The following is a 24,573-nucleotide window of genomic DNA, read 5'->3' as shown; positions in this document are numbered from 1 at the left end:
GCTATCAATGACTTTTATGAATGAATTACCGCCACCTGACACCGTCCATGTCGCTGCTGCTGGCATTCGAGGCCGCCGCCCGGCATGAAAGCTACACCCGCGCCGCTGCCGAACTGTCCCTGACCCAGAGCGCGGTCAGCCGCCAGGTGCAGGCGCTGGAACAGCAACTGGGCCTGACCCTGTTTCGCCGCGAAGGCCGCCAGGTGCAGCTGACCGATGTCGGCCGCCTGTACCAGCGCGAGCTCAGCGAGGCATTGGGGCGCATCCGCAGCGCCACCCTGCAGGCACTGGCCTACCAGTCAGGGGTGGGCACCTTGCGCCTGGCCACCCTGCCCACCTTCGGCTCGAAATGGCTGCTGCCGAGGCTGCATGCGTTCTACAGCGCCCACCCGGGCATGCTGGTGCACATTCATTCGCGCATCGAAGCCATCAACTTCGACACCAGCGAAATCGATGCCGCCATCGGTGTGGCCAGCCATGACCTGCCGGGGCTGATCTGCCATCGCCTGCATGCCGAGGAACTGGTGGTGATCCTGCCGCCGGAGGCCGGCGCAGATAGCCAGGGCTGGAGCCCGGCAAGGATCAGTGAAGAGGTGCTGCTGAATGTGGCCAACAACCCGCATGCGTGGGGCGAGTGGTTTTCGCACCATGGCCTGCCGCACCGATCGATGCGCCTGGGGCCGAGCTTCGAGCTGACCTCGCATTTGATCCAAGCAGTGCGCGCCGGGATTGGCATCGGCCTGGTGCCGCGCATTCTGGTGGAGGAGGAGCTGGCCAAGGCAGAGCTGTACAGCCCTGGGGTAGCGTTTGCCAGCCAGCGCAGTTACTACCTGATCTATCCGCCCCGGAATGAGGCCTTGCCATCGTTACGGGCGTTCAGGAGCTGGTTGCTGGAACAGATCTGAAGGATACGTTGCCTGTGCCGGCCTCTTCGCAGCGCAAGGCTGCTCCTACACACGGAACGGCGTCCGCCTGTAGGAGCAGCCTTGCGCTGCGAAGAGGCCGGGGCAGACAACAAAAAACCCCAAGTCAGTCGCCTGACTTGGGGTTTCTGCAGACTACGTTGCCGAGTTACTTGGCTGCGGTACCCGCAACTCCACCGGCATTCATCCTGCGGCGCGGCTTGACCATGTAGACAACGAACATCGCAAACAGCCACACCGGAATCGCATACACCGAAACCTGGATGCCCGGGATCATCAGCATGATGCCCAGAATCAGCACCACGAAGGCCATTACCACGTAGTTGCCATAGGGATACCACAGCGCCTTGAACAGCGGCTTCTGGCCAGTACGGTCGAGGTGCTGACGGAACTTCAGGTGCGAGTAGCTGATCATCGCCCAGTTGATCACCAGGGTAGCCACTACCAGCGACATCAGCAGCTCCAGGGCGTTCTGCGGCATCAGGTAGTTGAGCAGCACGGCGACAAGGGTAACGGCAGCCGACACCAGGATCGCACGCACTGGCACGCCACGCTTGTCGACCTTGGCCAGCGATGCCGGGGCATCGCCCTGCTCGGCCATGCCCAGCAGCATGCGGGCGTTGCAGTAGGTGCCGCTGTTGTACACCGACAGCGCGGCGGTCAATACCACGAAGTTCAGCAGGTGGGCGGCCACGTCACTGCCCAGCAGCGAGAACACCTGCACGAACGGGCTGCTGCCGTAGCTGCCACCCGAGGCATCGATGCTGGCGACCAGGTTGTCCCACGGGGTCAGCGACAGCAGCACCACCAAGGCACCGACATAGAAGATCAGGATGCGGTAGATGACCTGGTTGATCGCCTTCGGGATCACGGTCTTCGGCTTGTCGGCCTCGGCAGCGGTGAAGCCGAGCATTTCCAGGCCACCGAAGGAGAACATGATGAACGCCAGGGCCATGACCAGCCCGCTGACACCGTTCGGGAAGAAGCCGCCATGGGACCACAGGTTGGCGATGGTGGCGTCCGGGCCACCGCTGCCGCTGGTGAGCAGGTAGGCACCCAGGCCGATCATGCTGACGATGGCCACGACCTTGATGATGGCAAACCAGAATTCGGCTTCACCGAAGAACTTCACGTTCATCAGGTTAATGGCGTTGATCAGCACGAAGAACGCCGCCGCCGTGACCCAGGTAGGGATCTCCGGCCACCAGTAGTGAACATACTTGCCCACCGCCGAAAGCTCCGACATGCCCACCAGGATGTACAGCACCCAGCAGTTCCAGCCCGACAGGAAGCCGGCGAAACCACCCCAGTAAGTGTGGGCAAAGTGGCTGAACGAGCCGGCCACCGGCTCTTCGACAATCATTTCGCCAAGCTGGCGCATGATCATGAAGGCGATGAAGCCGCAAATGGCGTAGCCAAGGATCATTGACGGGCCGGCGGATTTCATCACGCCTGCAGAGCCGAGGAACAAGCCGGTACCAATCGCACCACCAAGGGCGATCAACTGGATGTGGCGGTTCTTCAGGCCCCGCTTGAGCTCGCCTGAATGCATGTTTTGTCCACTCATGAACGAAGTCACCTGCATTGTTTTTATCTGTGACGGAATCGGACCCACCGCGCTCGTGGCGCAGCGGAATGGGCAAGGTGATTACCTTGGGTTTCTTGATCTCAGGTGCCGCCGAGGCGGATCAACCAGGCGTGATCAAGAGTGCGCGGTACGCAAGAGGGTCACAGGTAAAACGCGGCGCACTGTATACCCCTGCAAACGCGCAGGCGTCAACGCGTTGCGTCCTTCCATCCGGAAAAAACGCAGCGATCCTGTGGTGTGGGCCTTGAAAGGCGGAGTGATCGGCGTACATGGCGCCTCCATTTGTTGTTTTGTCAGCCCGGCTCTGTGGACGGGCTCTTGCACACGGCAATGGCGGCTATAACACCGTGGGGACGGGGGTTTGGGCAAGGGTGGGAGGGCCCGGGACAGCGGCTTTGTCACCTGGACGCCGGCAAGGTTTGTTTACACGATTGGGCTTGATCTGAAATGCGGACTGAAACCGGCTACATTCGTATAAATTTCTTTACAGGGCGGTTCGGGAACTTGCCAGTCGTCCGAAAAATCTTTTTTGTTCAATATCTTGGGGCCGCTTTGCGGCCCTTTCGCGGCACAAGGCCGCTCCTACAATGGCCGCGCAAGACCTCAAAGACCGGTCGTATGGGCTGCAAAGCAGCCGCCAATTCCCACAGGCATAAAAAAACCAGCCCGAAGGCTGGTTTCTTGATTACCACACTGGCTCATCAGCCACGCGGCTTGCCGCGACCACGGCCTGCCGGCTTGTCACCCTCAGGCTTGCCCGGGCGCTTGCGCATATCGCTTGGGCGCTCGGCCACCGTGCTGCCACGGTTAGGTTTACGCGGAGCCTCTTCACGCGGCTGACGCGCCGGGCGCTCACCAGTAGCGGCACCTTCGTGAGCCGGGCGCAGGTTGCGCACGCGCTCGCCACGGCCCAGCGGGCGGGTCGACTTGCGCTGCAGGCGCTCCATCTTGTCCTTGGCCTTGAGCTTCATGGCAGGCAGCGCAACTGGCTGCAGGCCCACTTCGGCGGCCAGGATGTCGATTTCGCCCTGGCTCATTTCACGCCAGCGGCCCATCGGCAGGTCGGAGTTGAGGAACACCGGGCCGAAACGCACGCGCTTCAGGCGGCTGACCACCATGCCCTGGGATTCCCACAGGCGACGTACTTCACGGTTACGGCCTTCCATCACCACGCAGTGGTACCAGTGGTTGAAGCCTTCGCCACCTGGTGCCTTCTGGATGTCGGTGAACTTGGCCGGGCCGTCTTCCAGCATTACGCCGGCTTTCAGGCGCTCGATCATCTCGTCGTCGACTTCACCACGCACACGTACCGCATACTCACGGTCCATCTCGTAGGACGGGTGCATCAGGCGGTTGGCCAGTTCACCGTCGGTGGTGAACAGCAGCAAGCCGGTGGTGTTGATGTCGAGGCGGCCGATGTTGATCCAGCGGCCTTCTTTTGGCCGTGGCAGGCGGTCGAACACGGTCGGACGGCCTTCCGGGTCGTCACGGGTGCAAATTTCGCCATCGGGCTTGTTGTACATGATCACCCGGCGAGTGGCCTCGGCGGCCTCTTCGCGCTTGATCAGCTTGCCGTCTACGGCAATGGCGTCGTGCAGGTCGACCCGCTGGCCAAGGGTGGCTGCGACGCCGTTGACCTTGATGCGGCCCTGGCTGATCCAGGCCTCGACGTCACGGCGCGAACCCACGCCAATGCGCGCCAGCACTTTCTGCAGCTTTTCGCCGGATGGCGGGGTGATTTCGGTATCTTGCAGGTCTTGCTCACTCATCTGGGCACCTCCCGGTGTAGGAATGAAAACAGGTTCTTGGCGACGAACGCGCCAAAAGGCCGCGCATCATACGCGGTTCGGCAATAGAACGCACTGGAGGTTAGAGGGTTTTGCAAGTATTGGGAGCGGTTTCAGCCTAGTGGTCTTGTGTTGATCTCACTGGCCCTATCGCCGGCACTGCCAAAAGAAGAATCAGGGCTGTAACTTCCCTTCTTCTTCCACGGAAGCCTCGGGCTCGTCTTCGCGCAAATCATCAAAATCAATCTTCAGCCCCTCCTCCATGGCATCCAGTTCCACCAGCAAGCTACGGAAGCTGGTTTCGTCCTTTGGCTCAGCAACCTCTTCGTCCCCAAGGCTGGCATCCGCCAACGCCTGCAGGTGCGCCGGCACGGGCGCGTCATCCGGGTCGAGCAGCGGCTCCGGCTCCATTTCGCGCAACTCGGCCAGGGCCGGCAGCTCATCCAGGCTCTTGAGGTTGAAATGGTCGAGAAACCCTTTGGTGGTGGCAAACATCGCCGGCCGCCCGGGCACTTCGCGGTAGCCGACCACGCGAATCCACTCGCGCTCGACCAGGGTCCTGATGATGTTACTGTTCACCGCAACACCCCGTACGTCTTCAATCTCGCCACGGGTGATGGGCTGGCGGTAGGCGATCAGGGCCAGGGTTTCGAGCAGAGCGCGCGAATAACGCTGCGGGCGCTCTTCCCACAGGCGCCCGACCCAGGGCGCAAAGTCTTCGCGGATTTGCAGGCGGTAGCCGCTGGCCACTTCCTTGAGTTCGAAGGCACGGCCGCTGCACGACTTGCCAAGCACCTCAAGGGCCTGCCTGAACACGTGGGGCTCGGGGCGCTCGCCCTCTTCGAGCAGCTCGTACAGGCGCTCCAGGGATTGCGGCTTGCCCGAAGCCAGCAAAAAAGCTTCGATCAGTGACGCCAGGTCGCGGGGGTCATTCAGGTTCATCAGGTTCTTCAACAAGCGCTGGGCGAAGCCGCACGTGGATGGCGGCGAAGGGTTCATTCTGCACCAGTTCGATCAGCGATTCCTTCACCAGTTCGAGCACCGCCATGAAGGTCACCACCACACCCAGCTTGCCCTCTTCGGCGGCAAACAGCGCGCCGAACGGCACGAAAGCACCGCCCTTGAGGCGCTCCAGCACCTGGCTCATGCGCTCGCGGGTAGACAAGGTCTCACGGCTGATCTGGTGGCTTTCGAACAGGTCGTTGCGGCGCATTACCTCGGCCATGGACACCAGCAGCTCTTCCAGGCTGACCTGCGGCAACAGCTTGCGCACCTTGGCCTGCGGTGCTTCCAGGCGCGGCACCACGACATCGCGGCCCACCCGTGGCAGTTCGTCGATGCCTTCGGCCGCGGCCTTGAAACGCTCATACTCCTGCAGGCGGCGGATCAGCTCGGCGCGCGGGTCGCCCTCCTCCTCCTCGACATCGGCTGAACGTGGCAGCAGCATGCGCGACTTGATCTCGGCCAGCATGGCGGCCATCACCAGGTACTCGGCGGCCAGCTCCAGGCGCACGCTCTTCATCAGCTCCACATAGCCCATGTACTGGCGGGTGATTTCCGCCACCGGGATGTCGAGGATGTCGATGTTCTGCTTGCGGATCAGGTACAGCAGCAGGTCCAGCGGCCCTTCGAAGGCTTCGAGGATGACTTCCAGAGCATCCGGCGGGATGTACAGGTCCAGCGGCATTTCGGTCAGGGCTTCGCCGTAGACCAAGGCCAGTTGCAGCTGCCGAGGCGACTCGGCCTGCTCAGCCGGTGCCTCGGGCGTTTCCACCTGGCTCACGCGCTGACCAGAAACGGCGTGGGGTCGCCGCAGCCCTCGCGGATCAGTTCCGGCTCATCGCCGGACAAGTCGATGATGGTCGACGCCTTGAGGTCGCCGAAACCGCCGTCGATCACCAGGTCGACGTGGTGCTCCAGCCGCTCACGGATTTCGTGAGGGTCGGTCATTGGCTCGCTGTCGCCCGGCAGGATCAGGCTCACACTCATCAGCGGCTCGCCCAACTCGGCCAGCAAGGCCAGCGTGATGGCGTGGGCTGGTACGCGCAGGCCAATGGTGCGACGCTTGTCATGCAACAGCAGCCGCGGCACTTCACGGGTGCCGTTGAGGATGAAGGTATACGGCCCCGGCACATGCGCCTTGAGCAGACGGAAGGTGCCGGTGTCGACCTTGGCGTACAACCCCAGCTGAGACATGTCACAGCACATCAGGGTGAAGTTGTGCGTCTTGTCCAGCCCGCGCAGGCGACGCACCCGCTCAATCGCCGCCTTGTCACCCATCTGGCAGCCCAGCGCGTAGGCCGAGTCGGTCGGGTACACCACCACGCCACCCTTGCGGATGATCTCGACGGCCTGTTTTATCAGGCGCGCCTGGGGGTTCTCCGGATGAATCTGGAAAAATTGGCTCACGTAGTCATCCTGTTCATAGCGCCAAAGGCTGTTCATGGCTGAATCGACGCCACAGAGGTGGCAGGTCCTCGGGCAAAGGCCGGTAGGCACCGATCTCTCCCCAGGTGCCGGGGCCGTGGAAGTCACTGCCAGCGCTTGCCAGCAGGCCGAACTCACGCGTAAGGATGGACATCGTGCCCACCTGCTCGGCCGGCATCATCCCGTTGACCACCTCAAGTGCCTGCCCGCCTGCCTGAATATAGTCGGCAATCAGCCTTCTGCGCTTGCTGCGGGTCAGGTCGTAATGCATCGGGTGGGCCAGGCTCACCCATGCTTTGGACTGGCGCAGGGTGGCGACAGTTTCATCGAGGGTCGGCCAGTGCTGCTTGACGTCGCCCAGCTTGCCGGCACCCAGCCATTTGCGAAACGCCTCACCACGGTCCTTGACGTGCCCGGCCCGCACCAGGTACTCGGCAAAATGCGGGCGCGCCGGGGCGTTGCCGCTGTCGCCCAGTTCGTGCTGCACGGCGCGGGCGCCCTCCAGCGTGCCGGGCATGCCTTTGGCCGCCAGCCGTTTGTCGATTTCTTCGGCGCGCAACCAACGCCCCCGGTGCAGTGATTCAATCGCTGCCAGCAAGGGCGGCGCGTCCAGCGGGAAGTCATAACCCAGCACATGGATGGTCGCGCCACCCCAGGTGCACGACAATTCCACCCCGCTGACCCAATGCATGCCCCGTTCAGTGCAGGCCTGGCGTGCTTCGGCCAGGCCTTCGAGAGTGTCATGGTCAGTCAGTGCCAGCGTTTGCACCCCGTGCTCATGGGCCCGGGCAACCAGTACCGAGGGCGACAGGGCGCCGTCGGAGGCCGTACTGTGACAGTGCAGATCAACATTCATGGAGGAGCGCTTTCGCTGGAATCGATGTTTGTTATTATGCCGTCACATCCCGATTCTGGCTGCCATTGTGAAACAATTCATCGATTTCATCCCGCTGCTGCTGTTCTTCATCGTCTACAAGCTGGACCCGCGCCCCATGGAAGTCGCCGGCCACAACTTCGAATTCGGCGGCATCTACAGTGCCACGGCCATGCTGATCATCAGCTCGCTGGTGGTGTACGGCGCGCTATTCCTGCGCCAGCGCAGGCTGGAAAAGGGCCAGTGGCTGACCCTGGTGGCCTGCCTGGTGTTTGGCGGCCTGACCCTGACCTTCCACAGTGAAACCTTCCTCAAGTGGAAAGCGCCGGTGGTGAACTGGCTGTTCGCCCTGGGCTTTGCCGGCAGCCACTTCATCGGTGACCGGGTGCTGATCAAGCGCATCATGGGCCATGCCCTGACCCTGCCCGATGCCGTCTGGTCCCGCCTGAACGTTGCCTGGATCGCCTTCTTCCTGTTCTGCGGCGCGGCCAACCTGTTCGTCGCCTTCACCTTCCAGGACTTCTGGGTCGACTTCAAGGTGTTCGGCAGCCTGGGCATGACCGTGATCTTCCTGGTGGCGCAAGGCGTGTACCTGTCGCGCCACCTGCACGACGACCCTTCCATTACCAAACCCAAGGATTGACATGCTCTACGCCATCATCGCCAGCGACGTCGCAAACTCCCTGGAAAAGCGCCTGGCTGCCCGCCCGGCGCACATCGAACGTCTACAGCAGCTCAAGGCCGAAGGCCGCGTGGTGCTGGCCGGCCCACACCCGGCCATCGACAGCAACGACCCGGGCGAAGCCGGTTTCAGCGGTAGCCTGATCGTTGCCGAATTCGAATCGCTGGCTGCGGCGCAGGCCTGGGCCGATGCCGATCCTTACATTGCTGCAGGCGTGTACGACAAAGTCGTCGTCAAGCCGTTCAAGCAAGTACTTCCTTGACCTGAGACTGAGTCGCCTTCTTCGCGGGCTTGCCCGCGAAGAGCTGACGCGGTACCCGCAGTTATACGATTGCCATCAGTCTGCGGTATCTTTGCCACTGGCGGGCCGAATAGCCGCCGTCAATGGTTGAATTGAGTGAGTCATGAGCGAGCTGTTACTGATTGATGATGACCAGGAGCTGTGCGAGCTGCTCGGCAGCTGGTTGACCCAGGAAGGGTTCACGGTACGTGCCTGCCACGATGGCCAGAGCGCACGCCAGGCCCTGGCCGAGTACGCGCCGGCGGCCGTGGTACTGGACGTGATGCTGCCCGATGGCAGCGGCCTGGAGCTGCTCAAGCAATTGCGCAGCGAGCATACCGAGCTGCCAGTACTGATGCTCTCTGCACGCGGCGAGCCGCTGGACCGCATTCTCGGCCTGGAACTGGGCGCCGACGACTACTTGGCCAAACCTTGCGATCCGCGCGAGCTCACAGCCCGTCTGCGGGCAGTACTGCGCCGCAGCCACCCCACCGCCACCACCAGCCAGGTGGAACTGGGCGACCTGGTGTACAGCCCGGCACGTGGCGTGGCCAGCATCGACGGCCGTGAAATGACCCTGACCCTGTCGGAAAGCCGCATTCTTGAAGCCCTGCTGCGCCAACCCGGCGAACCGCTGGACAAGCAGGAGCTGGCGCAGATCGGCCTGGGCCGTAAACTGACTCTGTACGACCGCAGCCTGGACATGCATGTCAGCAACCTGCGCAAGAAGATCGGCCCACATGCCGATGGCCGTCCACGCATCGTGGCGCTGCGTAGCCGTGGCTATTACTACTGCCTCTGACCATCTTTACCGAGCCTTTACCATCCGCTGACTGCGCTTGACGGTGATCTCCCTAGACTGTGCTCATCCGGTAACCACCGGCCTATGAAAGGAGAGACACCATGCGCAAGACCCTTATCGCCCTGATGTTCGCCGCCGCCCTGCCGACCGTGGCGATGGCCATGCCTGAAGGCGGCCCGCGTCACGACGGCCCGCATCATCGCGGTGATGCGCCTTTCCATCAACTGGACCTGAGCCGCGACCAGCGCCAGCAGATCGGCAAGCTGATGGGCGAGCAGATGCAGCAGCGTCGTGAAATCAACGAGCGCTACTTGGCCAAGCTGCCAGCCGCCGACCAGAAAGCCATGAAGGACGAGCTGCAAGCCAGCCGCGACAAGACCGACACAGCAGTGCGCAATCTGCTCAAACCTGAGCAGCAGAAGAAGTTCGACGAACTGCAAAAGGAACGCGCCGCAAAGAAAGCCGAGTGGCAGGAGTTCCAGGCCTGGAAAGCTGAAAAAGGCACCAAGGCTCAGTAAGCTGTACGCCCGATGCCCGGCCCGTCTCCCTGCGGGCCGGGCTTTTACCGTTTACAGGAGGTGCACTTGCGTTCACTGTTCTGGCGCATTCTGGCCAGTTTCTGGCTGGCCATTACCCTGGTCGCAGGCCTGTCGATCCTGCTGGGCCACATGCTCAACCAGGACGCCTGGATCCTTAGCCGCCACCCGGGCCTGAATACCCTGGCCAGCAAGTGGGCCAAGCATTACGAGCAGGAAGGCCTGGATGCGGCACAGCACTTTCTGGAACGGCGCAAGGATCGCTACAAGATCGACGTGCAGGTGCTCGACGACAGTGGCGAGGCCGTGGTGCCCGGCACCTTCCCACGCCGTGCGGCAGCCTTCGAGGCACGCCAGCACAATGACGAGCGGCGCCTGCCATGGCGCCGGCTGACCGAGGAATACACCAGCCCCGAGACCGGCGATACCTACCTGCTGATCTACCGCATTCCCCATCCGGCGCTGGATGCCTGGCACCGCGAAAGCCTGATGTGGCCGCTCAGTGCCCTGGGGATTGCGCTGGTGGTACTGACCCTGTTCAGCCTGCTGGTCACACTGTCCATCACCCGCCCGCTAAGCCGCCTGCGCAGCGCGGTGCATGACCTGGGCCAGACCACTTACCAGCAGAACAGCCTGGCGCAACTGGCGGCACGGCGTGACGAGTTTGGCGTGCTGGCCAAGGACTTCAACAAGATGGGCGCGCGCCTGCAAAGCACCATTGGCAGCCAGCGCCAGTTACTGCGCGATGTATCCCATGAGCTGCGCTCGCCGCTGGCCAGGCTGCGCATTGCCCTGGCCTTGGCCGAGCGCGCCGGGCCCGAGCAGCGCGAGACCTTGTGGCCGCGCCTGACCCGCGAGTGCGACCGCCTGGAAGACCTGATCAGCGAAATCCTTGCCTTGGCCCGGGTCGATGCCGAGCAGGCGCATGCCGAGCCGGTCGACCTCAATGCCCTGCTCGGCAGCGTACGCAAGGACGCCCTGCTCAGCTCACCAGACCAGGACGTGCGCCTGGAGGCGCAGCCGGGGTTGACCCTGCACGGCTGGCCAACGCTGATCGAACGTGCCGTGGACAACCTGCTGCGCAACGCCCTGCGCTTCAACCCGCCGGGTCAGCCGGTGGAAGTGAACGCCGTGCGTGAGCAGGACCGTATCGTGATCAGCGTGCGTGACCATGGGCCCGGGGCGGCAGCCGAACACCTGGCGCAGCTGGGCGAACCGTTCTTCCGCGCACCGGGGCAGGACGCGCCGGGGCATGGCCTGGGGCTGGCGATTGCGCGCAAGGCGGCAGAGCGCCATGGCGGGAGTCTGGTGCTGGACAACCATCCACAGGGGGGCTTTGTGGCCAGGCTGGACTTGCCCTTGGCTGAAGCTACTGGCAGTTGATGGGATTTAAAGGCTACTGACCTCTTCGCGGGGCAAGCCCGCTCCTACAGGTACGGTGCAGGTATCAGGCATCGCACAGTACCTGTGGGAGCGGGCTTGCCCCGCGAAGAGGCCAGTGGCCCTGATGCAATAATCAGCCCCAGGCGCTGACGAACTCGGCAGTGTCCAGCACCGGCGCAGTGCGCGGCTCGGTCAGCGGCGTGCCGACATACAGGTAGCCGATCAACTCTTCGTTCTCGGCCAGCCCCAAGCCCTTGTGCACATGGGCATCGAAGGCCATGTCCCCGGTGCGCCACACCGCCCCGACGCCTTGCGCATGCGCGGCAATCAGAATGCCGTGCGCTGCACAGCCCGCGGCCAGGCGCTGCTCGGACTTGGGCACCTTGAAGTGGTCCTGCAGCTTGGCAATTACCACGATCAGCAACGGTGCCCGCAACGGCATGGCGCGGGCCTTGTCCAGCGCTGCCTGGCTGGCATCGCCCTTGTTCTGCACGGCTTCAGCGAACAGCTCGCCCAGCTTTTCACGGCCCTGGCCTTCGATGGTGAGGAAACGCCATGGCCGCAGCTGGCCATGATCCGGGGCGCGCAAGGCAGCCTGGAACAGCGCCTCGCGCTGGGCGGCATTGGGTGCCGGTTCGGTCAGGCGTGGCACGGAAACACGGTTGAGCAATGCGTCGAGAGCCTCCATCGGCTACCCTCCTGGCAGTTGAATGTGCGGCCATTCTAGCGTTTACATCACCAGACCCATAGGTAGAATGGCGCCCTTCCGTTTCGAGTCAGAGCAGATCACATGGCGTTGCCGACCTTAAGGATCATTGGTTTCATCATCGGCATCTTCCTGATTACCCTCGCCGTCGGCATGGCCGTGCCCATGGCGACCCTGGTGATCTTCGAGCGCACCGGTGACATGCCGTCCTTCCTCTGGTCGAGCCTGATCACCTTCATCGCCGGCCTGGCCCTGGTGGTACCGGGCCGCCCCGAGCATGTGCACCTGCGCCCGCGTGACATGTACCTGCTGACGGTCAGCAGCTGGCTGGTGGTGTGCGTGTTTGCCGCCTTGCCGTTCCTGCTGACCCAGCACATCAGCTACACCGATGCCTTCTTCGAGAGCATGTCGGGCATTACCGCTACCGGCGCTACCGTGCTCAGCGGGCTCGATACCATGTCCCCGGGTATCCTCATGTGGCGCTCGATGCTGCACTGGCTGGGCGGCATCGGCTTCATCGCCATGGCGGTAGCGATCCTGCCATTGCTGCGCATCGGTGGCATGCGCCTGTTCCAGACCGAATCGTCCGACCGCTCGGAAAAGGTCATGCCGCGCTCGCACATGGTCGCCAAGTCGATCGTCGGGGTGTACGTCGGCTTCTCGATCCTCGGCTCGCTGGCCTTCTGGTGGGCGGGCATGAGCCCGTTCGATGCGATCAACCACGCCATGTCGGCCATCTCCACCGGTGGCTTCTCCACCTCCGACCAGTCGCTGGCAAAATGGGATATCCCGGCCGTGCACTGGGTCGCGGTGGTGGTCATGATCATGGGCAGCCTGCCGTTCACCCTTTATGTAGCCACCCTGCGCGGCAACCGCAAGGCACTGATCCGTGACCAGCAGGTGCAGGGTTTGCTGGGCATGCTGCTCGTTACCTGGCTGGTGCTGGGCACCTGGTACTGGTACAGCACCAACCTGCACTGGCTCGACGCCCTGCGCCACGTGGCGTTGAACGTGACCTCGGTGGTCACCACCACAGGCTTCGCCCTGGGCGACTACAGCCTGTGGGGCAACTTCTCGCTGATGCTGTTCTTCTACCTGGGCTTCGTCGGCGGCTGCTCCGGCTCGACGGCAGGCGGTATCAAGATTTTCCGCTTCCAGGTGGCCTACATCCTGCTCAAGGCCAGCCTCAACCAACTGATCCACCCACGCGCGGTGATCAAGCAGAAATACAATGGCCACCGGCTCGACGAAGACATCGTGCGTTCGATTCTGACGTTCTCGTTCTTCTTCGCCATCACCATCTGCGTCATGGCCCTGCTGCTGTCGTTACTGGGCGTGGACTGGATGACCGCGTTGACCGGCGCAGCCGGCACGGTGTCGGGTGTGGGCCCGGGCCTGGGTGAAGTGATCGGCCCGTCGGGCAACTATGCCACGCTGCCTGACGCAGCCAAGTGGATCCTGGCGGCCGGCATGCTGCTTGGCCGCCTGGAAATCATTACGGTGCTGGTGCTGTGTATGCCGGCGTTCTGGCGTCACTGACCACTTCGGGATCCGCGCCCAGGCGGGCGCGATACTCGCTGGGGGTGACATCGAACCAGCGGCGGAACGCCCGGTAGAAGTTGCTGGGGTCGGCAAAACCCAGCAGGTAGGCGGTTTCCAGCAGTGTCATGCCCGGCTGGGCCAGGTATTGTTCGGCCAGCTCGCGACGGGTGTCATCGAGCAACGTCTGGAAACTGGTGCCCTCCTCCTGCAGCCGCCGCTGCAAGGTGCGCTGCGACAGGTGCAGGGCCTGAGCCAGGGTTTCGCGCTTGGGCTCGCCCTGCGGCAGGATGCGGCACAACACCTGGCGCACGCGGTGGGTAACCCGGCTTTCGGAAAAGCGTGCCAGGTACTCCCCGGCAAAACGGTCGTGCAACACCGCCATGGCCTCGTTGGCAGTCGGCAGCGGCGCCTCCATGTCGGCCCGCTCGAATACCAGCGCATCGTGCGGCGCACCGAACACCAGGGGTGAATGGAACGCCACCTTGTAGGGCTCGACATTCTTTGGCTGCGGCCCCTGCACCAATACCCGGCGCGGCTGCACCGGCCGACCGCTGAGCCACTTGCACAACGCCAGCGCACAGGCCAGCGATGCTTCGGCACTGTGCCGGGTCGGCGGCAAGTGGTCACCATGCACCGTCAGGATCAGCGAGTAGCCTTCGGCGCCAAGCACGAAACTGAGGTCGGAGCTTTCGGCGATGATGCGCTGGTAACGCACCAGGCGCTGGAAACCCTCGGCCAAAGTGCGGCTGGACATCAATGCATAGCCCACCACATGGAACGATGCAGGGCGTACTACCCGCGCCATGTTCAGGCCGATGGCTTCATTGCCCGATAACTCCACCGCCAACTGCCAGAGCCGGGTCATGGAGTCCTGGGGGAAACGTGCATCGGGGTCGTCAAGGGCAGCGAAGTCCAGCCCCAGCTGCTTGAACATGGACGGGCAGTCCAGTCCTTCCAGTTCGAGTGCCTTCACAATCCCTGATGCCCAACTGGCTGACGTGGTTCTTTCGCTCATGACAGGCTTCTTTTTACCGACCGCTCCTGCGGTGAACCCCAAGGATACTCAATTGGCGCCTATTGTCACTGGTAGGCCCCGTCAGTCACTCTAGACTCGAATCAGGCTCCACGCCGTGCATCTTGTCCAGAAGTATTAATCCCGGAGCACTGCCATGAACCGCACAGCGCAGTATCGCAGTTTTGCCGAGTTCTACCCCTACTACCTGGGGGAGCACAGCAATCCCACCTGCCGCCGGCTGCACTTTGTCGGCACCAGCCTGGTGATTGCCCTGCTGGCCTATACCATCGGCAGTGGCAAATGGTTGCTGCTGCTGGCCGTGCCCCTGTTTGGCTACGGCTTTGCCTGGGTCGGGCATTTCTTTTTTGAAAAGAACCGGCCGGCGACCTTCACCTACCCGCTGTACAGCCTGGCCGGGGATTTCGTGATGTTCAGGGATATCCTGCTGGGCAAGATCAGCCTGTAGATTCGGGGGCCGCGAAAGGGCTGCAAAGCAGCCCCATGGCCCTCAAGCCCTACGCCGGCTCGCGCAACGCCGCCACCGCCTGCGCTTCCCGTGCCTGGGCATCGGCCAGCCGGTACAGCTCGATGCTGCCATCCCAGTGCTCGATCAGCGCCGTGCACGACTCCACCCAGTCCCCGCAATTGAGGTACTCCACCTCCCCCACCTTGCGGATCTCGGCATGGTGGATATGCCCGCACACCACCCCATGAAAGCCACGCCGGGTGCACTCGTGGGCAATGGCATCCTCGAAGTCGCTGATGAAGTTCACCGCGCCCTTGACCTTGTGCTTCAGGTACGCCGACAGCGACCAGTAACCATAGCCATACCGCGCACGCCAGTGGTTGAGCCAGCGGTTGAGCACCAGGGTGAACTCGTAGGCACGGTCACCGAGAAACGCCAGCCAGCGATGGTAACGGGTAATCACGTCGAACTGGTCGCCGTGGATCACCAACAGGCGGCGCCCATCGGCGGTCAGGTGCTCGGCTTCATCCACCAGCTGGATGTTGCCCAGGATCAGCCTGGAGTATCGGCGCAGGAATTCGTCATGGTTGCCGGTGACGTAGATCACCTCGGTACCGCGCTTGCTCATGGTCAGCAGGCGGCGGATCACGTTGGTGTGGGCTTGCGGCCAGTAGATGCCGCCGCGCAGTTTCCAGCCATCGATGATGTCGCCTACCAGGTACACGCGGTCGGCCTGGTAACCCTTTAGGAACTGCGACAGGTGTTCGGCCTGGCAGTCTCGGGTCCCCAGGTGCACATCGGAGATCCACAAGGTACGCACGCGTTGCTTGCGCGAGGGACGGGAGAGTTCGGCATGGCTCATGGACAGGCTCCGGCGCAGTTTGCTGGAGACTGGCAGGCGCGCATGACAGCGCCGTGGCAAAACGGTTACGAGTGATGGCCTGCAGGGAATGAGGCACAATGCGCATCTGCCCTGCGAGGACGCCCCCCATGACCGCCGGCCCGATCCTCTCGCTGCGCCACTATCGCGACAGCCTGATCGCCCACAGCCACGAACACCCGCAACTGGTGTTTGGCCTGCGCGGCCGCCTGGAGTTCGAGGTGCAGGGGCAAGGCGCCGGGATCGACCGGCAGGGGCTGGTGGTGGTACCGGCGGGCGCGCATCACACCTGCGCCAGCGATGCCGGCAGCCACTGCCTGGTGCTAGATGTGCCTGGGGAGCAGTGGCTGCACGAGCAGTTGGGCGAGCATGCCGATGCCAGCCGCCGCCTGCTCGACCGCCCCGCCGCACTGGGCCTGGACAACCGTCAGCAGCAGTTGGTCGACTGGCTGGCGGCCAGCCCCATGGACGACCCGCTGATTGCCCGGCAAGGCGCAGCGCTGTTGCTGGCCAGCCTGAACCCAACGGCGGCAGCCAACGTGCGCCCCAGCCAGCGCTTGCCTTATGCCGCGTTCGATGCGCACATCGAGCAACATGCTGCCTACCCACTGCAGGTGGCTGACCTGGCGCGGCTGGCCGGGCTGTCCAGTGCCCGGCTGCACGCGCGTTTTATCGCGGAATGCGGGATGACGCCGATGGACTACATCCGCCAGCGGCGGTTGCTGAAGGCGCGGCGGCTGGTGGTGCAGACCTTGTTGCCGATGGGGGAAATTGCGGCGCAGGTGGGGTATGGCTCGCAGAGTGCGTTTTCAGCGGCGATGTTGCGGGCGTTCGGGTGTACGCCAATGGCTCTGCGGCGAGAGTCTGGCGACAACTGACAGCAGTCTTGCGACAGAAATCGTTGGCCTGTGGTTTTACACTTTGCCAGTGCCGGCCTCTTCGCAGCACAAGCCTGCTCCCACAGAATAAGCACAGTCCCTGTAGGAGCAGCCTTGTGCTGCGAAGAGGCCGGCAAAGTCGATAAAGATCTTGAGCAAGGACCACCATGAACCACCGCACCGCCCTCGGCGCCCTGCACATTGGCGCACTGTTCTTTGGCCTGACCGGCGTCTTCGGCAAACTGGCCGCCAGCGCCAGCCCGTCGATCATCGTCTTCGGCCGCGCCGCCTTCGCCGTACTCGCCCTGGCCCTGTTCGCCAGCCTGACCGGCCCGGGCTGGCAACGCCTGAGCAGCCAGGATATCCGCCGCCTGCTGCTCGGCGGTGTGCTGCTGGCCGGCCACTGGGTCAGTTTCTTCATCGCCGTCAAAGTCGGCGGCGTGGCCATCGCCACCCTCGGCTTTGCCAGCTTCCCGGCCTTCACCGTCATCCTTGAAGGCTTGCTGTTCCGCGAGCGCATCCGCCGCAACGAGGCCGTGCTGGTACTGTTGGTCAGCATCGGTCTGATACTGGTCACGCCGGCCTTCGACCTGGCCAGCGAGGCCACTGGCGGCCTGCTCTGGGCACTGTTTTCGGGGTTGCTGTTCTCGCTGCTGTCCCTCACCAACCGCGCCGGCTCCGGGCGTTTGCCAGCGGTACAGGCTGCACTGTGGCAGAACCTGGTGGTAGGCCTGTGCCTGCTGCCGTTCGCAGCACCCGGCCTGGCAGGCGTGGCAACCATGGACTGGCTGTGGATCGCCCTGCTCGGCATCTTCTGTACCGGCGTGGCGCACAGCCTGTTCGTCGCCAGCCTGGCAGTGATCAAGGCGCGCACCGCCGCCGTGGTGTTCGGCATGGAGCCGGTCTACGGCATTGCCGTGGCCTGGGCGGTGTTCGCCGAAACCCCGACCCTGCGCATGCTGCTGGGCGGCGCGCTGATCATCTTCGCCATCGTGCTGTCCAGCCGCATGGCCACCGAGCAACCGCCCAAGCAGCGGCCTCTGGCCGAGGGCGCCTGATCAGCGGTCGTTGTGGCCAAGGTCACGCTGCGGGTCGATCTGGTCGCGCACCCGCTGCTTCAGCACCTTGGCTTCGGGGAAGCCGCCGTCGGCCTTGCGCTCCCAGATCTGCACGCCATTGCAAGTGATGCGGAAGATGCCGCCGGTACCCGGCTCCAGCGCCACCCGGCCAAGGTCGTCGGTGAAGGTGCTGAGCAGCTCCTGGGCCAGCCAGGCGGCGCGCAGCAGCCATTGGCACTGGGTGCAATAAGTAATGACGATTTCGGGCTTGTTGTCGGCCATGCTGAGGCATCTCCAGGTCAGGGGCCGCTTATACTAGCCGTCTTTAGCCCACGGTTTGAGACTCACGATGCGCCGTTTGCTGTTCTGTTTCATCCTTGTTCTCACCTCGCTTACGGCCATCGCCGCCGAATCTGCCAGGCCAAAGGTCGGCCTGGTGTTGTCGGGCGGCGCGGCCCGTGGCCTGGCCCACATTGGTGTGCTCAAAGCCCTGGAAGAACAGGGCGTGCGCATCGACGCCATCGCCGGCACCAGCATGGGCGCAGTGGTCGGCGGGCTGTATGCATCGGGCTACAGTGTCGAAGAGCTGGAAAAACTCGCCACCACCCTCGACTGGCAACAGGCGCTGTCCGATGCCCCGCCGCGCAAGGACGTGCCGTTCCGGCGCAAGCAGGATGACCGCGACTTCCTGGTCAAGCAGAAGCTCAGCTTTCGTGACGACGGCAGCCTGGGCCTGCCGCTGGGGGTAATCCAGGGCCAGAACCTGTCACTGCTGCTGGAAAGCAAACTGGCGCACACCGCCGACACCCGCGACTTCGACAAACTGCCCATCCCCTTCCGTGCGGTGGCCACCGACATCGCCAGCGGCGAAAAAGTGGTATTCCGCCGCGGTCACCTGCCTCAGGTAATCCGTGCCAGCATGTCGATCCCCGCCGTGTTCGCCCCGGTCGAACTGGACGGCCGCCTGCTGGTGGACGGCGGCATGGTCGACAACATCCCCGTGGACGTGGCCCGGGAAATGGGCGTGGACCTGGCCATCGTGGTCGACATTGGTACCCCGCTGCGCGATCGCAAGCAATTACTGACCGTGGTCGACGTGCTCAACCAGTCGATCACCCTGATGACCCGGCGCAATTCGGAAGAACAACTGGCCAGCCTGCGCCGTGACGACATCCTCATCCAGCCATCGCTGACTGCCTTCGGCGTGACCGACTTCGGCCGTGCACGGGACATGATCGACGCCGGTTACCGCGCCACCCGGCTGCTCGACCCACGCCTTGCCGCCCTGCGCCAGCCCGAGGGCGACAGCAGCCTGGCCGTGGCCCGCTCGCCGCGCCAGCGCACGCCGGTAATCACCGCGATCCGGATCGAAAACGACTCCAAGGTCAGCGACGACGTGATCCGCTCGTACATCCGTCAGCCGATCGACGCACCGCTGGAGCTGGACCGCCTGCAGACCGACATGGGCACGCTGTACGGCCTGGACTACTTCGACCGGGTGCAGTACCGCGTGGTGCACAAGGGCAACGACAACACCCTGGTAATCAACGCTCGCGGTAGACGCGGCGGCACCGACTACCTGCGCCTGGGCCTGAACCTGTCAGACGACCTGCGCGGTGACAGTGCCTTCAACCTGGGCGCCAGCTACCGGGTCAACGGCATCAACAGCCTGGGTGCCGAATGGCTGACCCGTGGCCAGATCGGCGACCAGCAAGAACTGTACAGCGAGTTCTACCAGCCGCTGGACGTAGGCTCGCGCTACTTCATCGCGCCGTACCTGGACGTCAGCTCACAGAATATCGAAGCCACCCTGGACAACGACCCCGTCGCCGAGTACCGCCTGGAGCGCTACGGCCTTGGCCTGAACGTCGGGCGGCAGATTGGCACCAACGGTGAAGTACGCCTGGGCGTGGGCAAGGCCTGGGGCGAGGCCGAAGTGCGCATCGGCGACCAGGACCTGCCCAAGGTCAGCTTCAATGAAGGCTTCTATGAGCTGAAATACTCGTTCGACACCCTCGACAACGTGTATTTCCCGCACAGCGGTGAGGACATCAGCCTGACCTTGCGCAAGTACGACAAGTCGCTGGACTCTGACCAGGATTACCGGCAGTGGCTGTTCAACCTGGACAAGGCCATCAGCAGCGGGCCGAACACGTTCGTGCTGGGCGGGCGCTACGGGCGCACGCTGGATGACACCGAAGTGGTGACATCGAGCTTCGTGATGGGTGGGGCGCGTGAGCTGTCAGGCTTCCGGCAGGACTCGGTATCGGGGCAGAACGTGAGCCTGCTGCGCATGGTTTACTACCGCAGGCTGACGCCACGGGCCTACGTACCGCTGGACTTCCCGCTGTACATTGGCGGGTCGCTGGAGCGTGGGCGCGTGTGGAACAACGACAACGAGTTCGACAGTGGCTACATCAATGCGGCGAGCATCTTCCTGGGGCTGGAGACGCCGCTGGGGCCGCTGAACTTCAGCTATGGCACTAACAGTGCGCACGAGCAGGCGGTGTACCTGAACCTTGGGCATACCTTCTGAGTCGTCGGGGCTGCCCAGCAGCCCCAGGGGCCCTCAGGACTTCTCGAGGTTGGCCAGGATCGTGGCATGCACGCGCATGCACACCTGCAACTCTGCCTCGTCCACCCCGGTAAACAGCTCCACCCGCAGTTGATTGGCGATGGTTTCGATCTGGTCGATCAGCGGCTTGGCCGGCGGGCACAGCAAAATCTTCTTGGCTCGCCGGTCTTCTAACACGGCCTGCCGGCGCACCAGCCCTTGGGCTTCCAGGCTGTCGAGCAGGCGCGCCAGGGTCGGGCCTTCGACGCCCACGCTCTGGGCCAGCTCACGCTGGGTGGGGGCTTCTTCGAACCGCGCCAGGTGCAGCAACACCAGCCAGCGCGCCTGGGACAGGTTCAGCCCGGCCAGGCGGCGGTCCAGCTCGGCACGCCAGCCCCGGGACATCTGGGCCAGCTGCATGCCGAAGCGGTGTTGGTTGTCGGTCAGGGGCATAGGCAACTCATTGAACAGATCTAATTATTAGGCAGCTAACCATGCCCCGCCCCACGAGGCAAGGCTCGCGCACCCTTCATTGTTCGATAATCGTCAAAAAGCATGACAAAGGTCAGCAGATGGCGGTTCTGCCCTCGATCCGGCTGCCGGTCACATCTCGAACTCGGCCGCCAGCGCCGCACGCACGCAATACAGCACACCCTCCGGCACACGGCCCGCAAACTGCGGCGCAATGGCCGACACCGGCGGCAGCTCGCCCTCGCCATCCAGGAAGGCATCCTGCACTTCCATCAGCAGGTCTTCCGGCAGGTCGAGGGCCTGGTCGAGGCTCAGCTCCTGGCGGCCCAGCGCCTCGGCCAGCAGGCTATACACGTTCTTCTCGCTGCAGTTGAGCTGCCCGGCGATCTGGGCCGGGGTCATGCCGGCCCGGGCCAGGCTGACCAGTTCGTGGCGCAGGTCGAGCACCACTTTCGGCGCCTCTTCGGTGCCACCGCTGCTGTTCAGCACTTCGAGGAACGCCTGGCCGTAGCGTTCCAGCTTGCGCGCGCCCACACCGCTGACCTGGGCCATGTCGCTGAGGCTGACCGGCTGGCTGCGCAGCATTTCCAGCAGCGTCGAGTCGGGGAAGATGACATAGGGCGGCACACTGTGCTCCTCCGCCAGCTTGCGCCGCAGGGTACGCAGCGCTTCCCACAGCTCGCGCTCTTCGGCACGCACCAACTGGCTGGCAGGGCTGCCCCCCCCGGACGACGAGGACTTGGCCGTGGTCTGCGGCTTGAGGTCGCGACGCAGCTGCAAGGTCACCTCGCCGCGCAGCAGCGGCCGGCAGCTGTCGGACAGGCGCAGCCCGCCGTAGCCTTCCAGGTCGATGTCGACCAGGCCGCGCGCCACCAGTTGGCGGAACAGCGAACGCCATTCGACCTCGGCCAGGCCCTTGCCGACGCCGAACACCGACAGCTTCTCGTGGCCGAAATTGCGCACCTTCTCGTTGTCCTTGCCCAGCAGCACATCGACCAGGTGGCCCACGCCATAGCGCTGGCCCGTACGGAACACCGCCGACAGTGCCTGACGGGCCGGCTCGGTGGCGTCCCAGGTCTGGATGTTGTCGACACAGTTGTCGCAATGCCCGCACGGCTGTTCGAGGGTTTCGTCGAAATAGGCCAGCAGCGACTGGCGACGGCAGCGGGTTTCTTCGCACAGCGCCAGCATGGCGTCGAGCTTGTGCTGCTCGATGCGCTTGTGGCGCTCGTCACCTTCGGAGTTCTGCAGCATCTGCTTGAGCATCACCATGTCTTGCAGGCCGTAGGCCATCCAGGCATCGGATGGCAGGCCGTCACGGCCGGCACGGCCGGTTTCCTGGTAATAGGCCTCAAGCGACTTGGGCAGGTCGAGGTGGGCAACGAAGCGCACGTTGGGTTTGTCGATGCCCATGCCGAAGGCAATGGTGGCGACCATGATCAGCCCTTCCTCGTTGAGGAAGCGGTGCTGGTTGGCCGAACGGGTCTCGGCGGCCAGGCCAGCGTGGTACGGCAATGCCGGGAAGCCCTGTTCACAAAGAAAGGCAGCGGTTTCGTCGACCTTCTTGCGCGACAGGCAGTAGACAATGCCGGCGTTGCCGCGGCGCTCGCCGAGGAAGGCCATCAGCTGCTTGCGCGGCGCTTCCTTGGGTACGATGCGGTAGAAGATGTTCGGCCGGTCGAAGCTCGACAGGAAGCGCTCGGCGCCTTGCAGGTGCAGGCGCTGGACGATCTCTTCGCGGGTTCGCATGTCGGCGGTGGCGGTCAGCGCGATGCGCGGCACATGTGGGAACAGCTCGGCCAACTGCCCCAGTTGCAGGTATTCGGGACGGAAATCGTGGCCCCATTGCGACACGCAGTGCGCCTCGTCGATGGCAAACAGCGAGATGTCCAGCTCGCGCAGGAAGTCGAGCATGCGCGGCTGCACCAGGCGCTCGGGCGCCAGGTACAGCATCTTCACTTCGCCACGGCGCAGGCGCCCGGCCAGTTCACGCTGCTGCTCCGCCGTCAGGGTCGAGTTCAGCGCGGCGGCCGATACACCCAGTTCGTCCAGCGTGGCGACCTGGTCGTCCATCAGCGCAATCAGCGGCGAGACCACTACCGTCAGGCCCGGGCGCAGCAGCCCCGGCACCTGGAAACACAGCGACTTGCCGCCACCGGTGGGCATCAGCACCAAGGCGTCGCCGCCATTGGCCACGCATTCGATGATTGCTGCCTGGCGCCCACGGAAACTGTCGTAGCCGAAAATGTCCTTGAGAACGCGCTGAGCCTGTTCGAGCATGTGCAACTCCACAAATCGCCGTACCATCCTGGATACAGGCTGGACGAAAAACCCGCTCCGCACACGCCAAATGCGTAAGCGGTTTTTGCCAGGCGCCGATAAAATCTGCCCCTGGATGAAAAATCGCGGAGTATACCGCAGCACTGCACCGCACAGGGCACCACGGCGATAGACGTTCCCTTTACCCCGCTACCCTTGCTTGGTGCTAGAATTCGGTATCGTTTATTCCCCAAGGTAGCCCTGTAATGTCCTTCGCCGAGCAACTGACCCGCCTGCAAGCCTTCCTCGACGCCGACGAGCTGCACGAAGAGGCGCTGGACTACGTCGCCGCCCACGGCTACCTCACCGCCCTGTCGATCAACGCCGAAGACGTGCCCGAGCGCGAATGGATCGATGCCCTGTTCGCCGAAGAGCCGCACTACGCCAGCGAGGCCCAGCGCACCGAAATCGAAGCCACCCTGGTGGCGTTGAAAGCGCACATTGCCCGCCAGCTGGCCAGCGACGAAGAATTCGACCTGCCATGCGACCTCGACCTGACCGACGAGCCGGACGATTCTGACCTGCGCGGCTGGTGCATCGGCTTCATGGAAGGCGTGTTCCTGCGTGAAGAGGCCTGGTTCGAGAACGCCGAAGAAGAAGTCAGCGAGATGCTGCTGCCGATCATGGTTGGCTCGGGCCTGTTCGACGAACAGCCAGAGTTCGCTGACATCGCCAGCAACGCCAACCTGCAGGACGACATGATCGTACAGATCCCCGAGGCGCTGAGCGCACTGTTCCTGCTGCTGCACGCTCCTGACGAAAAACCGGCGCTGCTCAAGCCACGCCACCACTAAGTCGCCTGTGCCCTACCTGCTGCTGGCCATCGGCTGGCTCAGCGTTGCGCTGGGGGTGTTGGGGATTTTCCTTCCGGTATTGCCCACCACCCCGTTCCTGCTATTGGCGGCGGCCTGCTTTGCCCGCAGCTCGCCGCGCTTTCACCACTGGCTGGTCCATCACCCGAAGCTCGGGCCGTGGATCCGCGACTACCTTAGTGGTGAAGGCATCCCCCTCAAGGGCAAGGTCTACGCCATCGGCCTGATGTGGGCCAGCATCGGCCTGTCGTGCTATCTGGTGCCCCTGTTCTGGGCGCGCGCCTTCATGTTGACCAGCGCCGTGCTGGTAAGCCTGTATATCGTCAGACAGAAAACCCTTCACAAGCGAAAGTGACATTTTTTTGTCGCCAAATATCACTTTCGCCTAACTGACGTTTTCTTTATCCGAAATGGTTCTGGAACCGCACAAAAGCCTTGTAAATACTGGCTTTCGAGGCTTATTGCTCGCTCGCCTTCGACATGTTTTGTCGTCATTGTTAGACAATATACGTCTTATATGGCAATTTGATATGAATAAATCTTCTTATCTATCGCGTTGAATGTACTTAGCTGTGTTGTTAAAAACCTGC

General features: G+C 63.4%; 25 protein-coding genes. 13 read left to right on the top strand and 12 right to left on the bottom strand.

What is annotated here, in order from left to right:
• Positions 1-20 precede the first annotated feature (20 nt).
• A complete protein-coding gene (locus SB765_RS25395; protein WP_061203405.1) occupies positions 21-905 on the top strand; it encodes a LysR substrate-binding domain-containing protein in 885 nt (294 codons plus the stop codon).
• Positions 906-1,071: 166 nt separating this feature from the next.
• Here SB765_RS25395 and SB765_RS25390 read toward each other — a convergent pair whose 3' ends face one another.
• From SB765_RS25390 to SB765_RS25365, 6 genes are all read right to left on the bottom strand, one after another.
• Positions 1,072-2,490, bottom strand: a complete 1,419-nt coding sequence (locus tag SB765_RS25390) for an amino acid permease (RefSeq protein ID WP_341796468.1) — start codon at positions 2,488-2,490, stop codon at positions 1,072-1,074.
• Between the two features lie 722 nt (positions 2,491-3,212).
• A complete protein-coding gene (gene rluB / locus SB765_RS25385) occupies positions 3,213-4,280 on the bottom strand; it encodes a 23S rRNA pseudouridine(2605) synthase RluB (RefSeq protein ID WP_132846931.1) in 1,068 nt (355 codons plus the stop codon).
• A 192-nt stretch (positions 4,281-4,472) separates the two neighbouring features.
• Positions 4,473-5,240, bottom strand: coding sequence for an SMC-Scp complex subunit ScpB (scpB, locus tag SB765_RS25380; RefSeq protein ID WP_341796469.1), 768 nt, complete (start codon positions 5,238-5,240; stop codon positions 4,473-4,475).
• Complete coding sequence (locus tag SB765_RS25375) at positions 5,227-5,952, bottom strand: segregation and condensation protein A (RefSeq protein ID WP_162801848.1); 726 nt, start codon at positions 5,950-5,952, stop codon at positions 5,227-5,229. The genes scpB and SB765_RS25375 overlap by 14 nt, the downstream gene beginning before the upstream one ends.
• 125 nt (positions 5,953-6,077) lie before the next feature.
• Entirely contained in the window at positions 6,078-6,707 is a 630-nt protein-coding gene (locus SB765_RS25370) for an L-threonylcarbamoyladenylate synthase (RefSeq protein ID WP_041167971.1), read from the bottom strand.
• Between the two features lie 13 nt (positions 6,708-6,720).
• Positions 6,721-7,581 carry a PHP domain-containing protein gene (locus tag SB765_RS25365; RefSeq protein ID WP_016498473.1) on the bottom strand — a complete coding sequence of 287 codons (861 nt, stop codon included), beginning with the start codon at positions 7,579-7,581 and terminating at the stop codon, positions 6,721-6,723.
• Between the two features lie 67 nt (positions 7,582-7,648).
• Between SB765_RS25365 and SB765_RS25360 the strand changes: the two genes are divergently transcribed.
• The 5 genes from SB765_RS25360 (at position 7,649) to SB765_RS25340 (ending at position 11,282) form a co-directional block, all read left to right on the top strand.
• Entirely contained in the window at positions 7,649-8,242 is a 594-nt protein-coding gene (locus SB765_RS25360; RefSeq protein ID WP_341796470.1) for a septation protein A, read from the top strand.
• A gap of 1 nt (position 8,243) precedes the next feature.
• Positions 8,244-8,543 carry a YciI family protein gene (locus tag SB765_RS25355; RefSeq protein WP_012273585.1) on the top strand — a complete coding sequence of 100 codons (300 nt, stop codon included), beginning with the start codon at positions 8,244-8,246 and terminating at the stop codon, positions 8,541-8,543.
• 142 nt (positions 8,544-8,685) lie between these two features.
• Positions 8,686-9,363 (top strand): response regulator transcription factor, encoded by a 678-nt coding sequence (locus SB765_RS25350; RefSeq protein ID WP_016498471.1) that lies wholly within the window; start codon positions 8,686-8,688, stop codon positions 9,361-9,363.
• Positions 9,364-9,464: 101 nt separating this feature from the next.
• A complete protein-coding gene (locus SB765_RS25345) occupies positions 9,465-9,881 on the top strand; it encodes a Spy/CpxP family protein refolding chaperone (RefSeq protein WP_016498470.1) in 417 nt (138 codons plus the stop codon).
• 60 nt (positions 9,882-9,941) lie between these two features.
• Positions 9,942-11,282, top strand: a complete 1,341-nt coding sequence (locus SB765_RS25340) for an ATP-binding protein (protein WP_410932115.1) — start codon at positions 9,942-9,944, stop codon at positions 11,280-11,282.
• Between the two features lie 133 nt (positions 11,283-11,415).
• On the opposite strand, the gene SB765_RS25335 is transcribed toward SB765_RS25340, so the two are convergent.
• Positions 11,416-11,970, bottom strand: a complete 555-nt coding sequence (locus SB765_RS25335) for an NAD(P)H nitroreductase (protein WP_341796472.1) — start codon at positions 11,968-11,970, stop codon at positions 11,416-11,418.
• 102 nt (positions 11,971-12,072) lie between these two features.
• Between SB765_RS25335 and SB765_RS25330 the strand changes: the two genes are divergently transcribed.
• Complete coding sequence (locus SB765_RS25330) at positions 12,073-13,527, top strand: TrkH family potassium uptake protein (RefSeq protein WP_016498467.1); 1,455 nt, start codon at positions 12,073-12,075, stop codon at positions 13,525-13,527.
• Here SB765_RS25330 and SB765_RS25325 read toward each other — a convergent pair.
• Positions 13,484-14,545 (bottom strand): AraC family transcriptional regulator, encoded by a 1,062-nt coding sequence (locus tag SB765_RS25325; protein ID WP_049275127.1) that lies wholly within the window; start codon positions 14,543-14,545, stop codon positions 13,484-13,486. The genes SB765_RS25330 and SB765_RS25325 overlap by 44 nt on opposite strands.
• A 154-nt stretch (positions 14,546-14,699) precedes the next feature.
• On the opposite strand from SB765_RS25325, the gene SB765_RS25320 reads away from it, so the two are divergent.
• Entirely contained in the window at positions 14,700-15,011 is a 312-nt protein-coding gene (locus tag SB765_RS25320) for a DUF962 domain-containing protein (RefSeq protein ID WP_016498465.1), read from the top strand.
• Between the two features lie 49 nt (positions 15,012-15,060).
• Here the strand turns inward: SB765_RS25320 and SB765_RS25315 are convergent, their stop codons facing one another.
• Complete coding sequence (locus tag SB765_RS25315) at positions 15,061-15,873, bottom strand: UDP-2,3-diacylglucosamine diphosphatase (protein ID WP_341796473.1); 813 nt, start codon at positions 15,871-15,873, stop codon at positions 15,061-15,063.
• 128 nt (positions 15,874-16,001) lie between these two features.
• Here SB765_RS25315 and SB765_RS25310 point away from each other — a divergent pair, with 128 nt between their 5' ends.
• On the top strand, positions 16,002-16,769 hold the full coding sequence (locus tag SB765_RS25310; RefSeq protein WP_341796474.1) for a helix-turn-helix transcriptional regulator: 768 nt from the start codon (positions 16,002-16,004) through the stop codon (positions 16,767-16,769).
• Between the two features lie 167 nt (positions 16,770-16,936).
• Positions 16,937-17,827, top strand: a complete 891-nt coding sequence (locus SB765_RS25305; RefSeq protein ID WP_341796475.1) for a DMT family transporter — start codon at positions 16,937-16,939, stop codon at positions 17,825-17,827.
• Here SB765_RS25305 and SB765_RS25300 read toward each other — a convergent pair whose 3' ends face one another.
• Positions 17,828-18,109 (bottom strand): SelT/SelW/SelH family protein, encoded by a 282-nt coding sequence (locus tag SB765_RS25300; protein WP_016498461.1) that lies wholly within the window; start codon positions 18,107-18,109, stop codon positions 17,828-17,830.
• Positions 18,110-18,176: 67 nt separating this feature from the next.
• On the opposite strand from SB765_RS25300, the gene SB765_RS25295 reads away from it, so the two are divergent.
• On the top strand, positions 18,177-20,363 hold the full coding sequence (locus SB765_RS25295; RefSeq protein ID WP_341796476.1) for a patatin-like phospholipase family protein: 2,187 nt from the start codon (positions 18,177-18,179) through the stop codon (positions 20,361-20,363).
• A gap of 33 nt (positions 20,364-20,396) precedes the next feature.
• Here SB765_RS25295 and SB765_RS25290 read toward each other — a convergent pair whose 3' ends face one another.
• Together SB765_RS25290 and recQ are read right to left on the bottom strand one after the other, a co-directional pair.
• Complete coding sequence (locus tag SB765_RS25290; protein ID WP_016498459.1) at positions 20,397-20,834, bottom strand: MarR family transcriptional regulator; 438 nt, start codon at positions 20,832-20,834, stop codon at positions 20,397-20,399.
• Positions 20,835-20,984: 150 nt separating this feature from the next.
• Positions 20,985-23,132, bottom strand: coding sequence for a DNA helicase RecQ (gene recQ / locus SB765_RS25285; RefSeq protein ID WP_016498458.1), 2,148 nt, complete (start codon positions 23,130-23,132; stop codon positions 20,985-20,987).
• A 245-nt stretch (positions 23,133-23,377) separates the two neighbouring features.
• Here recQ and SB765_RS25280 point away from each other — a divergent pair, with 245 nt between their 5' ends.
• Complete coding sequence (locus tag SB765_RS25280; protein WP_010955200.1) at positions 23,378-23,965, top strand: YecA family protein; 588 nt, start codon at positions 23,378-23,380, stop codon at positions 23,963-23,965.
• Between the two features lie 7 nt (positions 23,966-23,972).
• Positions 23,973-24,338, top strand: a complete 366-nt coding sequence (locus tag SB765_RS25275) for a YbaN family protein (protein WP_341796477.1) — start codon at positions 23,973-23,975, stop codon at positions 24,336-24,338.
• Positions 24,339-24,573 lie beyond the last annotated feature (235 nt).

It is taken from the genome of Pseudomonas sp. SIMBA_067 (assembly GCF_046534675.1).
Classification (GTDB): Bacteria; Pseudomonadota; Gammaproteobacteria; order Pseudomonadales; family Pseudomonadaceae; genus Aquipseudomonas; species Aquipseudomonas putida.
Note: the sequence above shows the minus strand (reverse complement) of the source record. Positions and strands in the feature narration are given on the sequence as shown.